We start from the raw sequence: 1,857 nt of genomic DNA on the forward strand, positions 1-1,857 counted from the left end.
TTTTGGTTCCTGATTCTTTGCACGTTGCAGTTTTCGTTATCTTTCCAGAATCCCAGGTGTGGTCTGTTTTGGCAATCGTTGTTCCTGATGAAAGTTTCGTTCCACAGTCTTTGCAGTAAGTATCTCCGGTGTAACCTTCCTGGGCACAGGTCGCTTCACTCACATTTCGTAATTCTGTATTCTGGTGGTTTCCCGTTGCTGGGATTTCTTCTGTTTTTATTGTATTACAGTTTGTGCAGGTATAGGTTTTTGTTCCTGACTCTATACATGTTGCTGCTTTCGTGATCTTTCCAGAATCCCAGGTGTGGTCTTTCTTTGCCACTGTTTTTCCAGAAGAAAGTTTTGTTCCACAATCTGTGCAGTAAGTGTCTCCTGTGTAGCCTTCCTCTGTGCATATTACTTCTCTCGCATTTCTCAATTCTGTATGCTGATGTCCGATTGCTGGGATTTCTTCCTCATAACTATCATCACCATCTTTACACTCATAAAACATTATTCCTGTTTCCACACAAGTAGGATTTTTCCTTATAACGGAACGATAATTATGTTTATGATTTTCTTTAATTGTGATTTGAAGTGGATGACATTCACTCCTATTTCCATGTTTATCCCATGCATATATATGTGTATTATATATACCGAGTTGATTTTTATAATCACTGATATTTACATGATAAACATATTTTCCATTCTCTAATTTTCCGATAATTTCAGAATTTGTACTCCAATCCTTTTTATCTGTATAAATGCTATCATCATCAAACCAAGTTGGAAACAAAACCTTGTCAACACCTGAGTAATCATCTTCTACTGTACATTTGACTGTATATCCGTTTTCTGAAATATCTACAATTTCAACATTTGATATTATCGGTGCTTTTCCATCGATATAAACTAATGCAGGATATCCCGTAACATTATTTGATGTGTCATATGCATATATATGTGTCCAATACTTGTCATTTGTCTCATTATTATGATCTGAAACATTTATTCTACAACTCACTTTATTTCCTGATATAATTCCATCATTCCATACAATATCATCTTGACCATTTTCTTCCGTCCATGTTGCAAAACGTACTTTAGAAATTTCCTTATTATCGGAAACATTACATGTTATTGTATATCCTAAAGATGAAACATCAGAAATCTCCACATTTGATATGACTGGAGGTTCCGCATCCACATAAACAGCCACTGGATATCCCACTTCATTTCCAGCTAAATCATAGGCATATATGTGTGTATAATATACACAATTATTTTCATTATTATGGTCTGTAGTATTTATTGTATAACTTACCGTATTATTTGATAATACTTCATTACTCCATATAATATCATCTTGACCATTTTGTTCTGTCCATGTAGCAAAACGTACTCTTGAAACTTCTACATTATCTTCTATATTACATGTTACTGTATATCCTGACGCAGAAAGATCTGTAACCATTACATTGGATATAGTCGGTGCAATGGTATCCTTAGGTACTGATATCATTTGAGGTGAATCTTCCAACATTGAATTTCCACCACTTCCAACATTAATACCATAGGCTTCTATTTGAACATCACCTGTTAAATTTGTATTAATTGTTGCCTCAAATCCATGATATTCATTTATATTTGAATTTTGTGCGTGTACATCTGGTCTGTAAATATCTGCTTTTAATATACCTATTCCTTCTCGTACGCCATCACAAATCGCATAAATATGTACATCGATTGGCTCATTAGGAACATCCATATCTGCTGCCCAACCACGAACAATTATTTTTCCCATTTCCGTTCTTACAAAATCTATAGTAATCCTCTTAATTAGTGCAAATGCCACATGAACGAAACCACCCTTTA

General features: G+C 34.6%; 1 protein-coding gene. It reads right to left on the minus strand.

The features are described from left to right. On the minus strand, nt 1–1,837 hold a 1,837-nt coding region (locus tag ACLTL4_RS08480; RefSeq protein WP_412320412.1), incomplete at its 3' end, for a GBS Bsp-like repeat-containing protein. Nucleotides 1,838–1,857 lie beyond the last annotated feature (20 nt).

Origin of the sequence: Hominisplanchenecus sp. (assembly GCF_046967715.1) — a bacterium.
GTDB lineage: Bacteria > Bacillota > Clostridia > Lachnospirales > Lachnospiraceae > Hominisplanchenecus > Hominisplanchenecus faecis.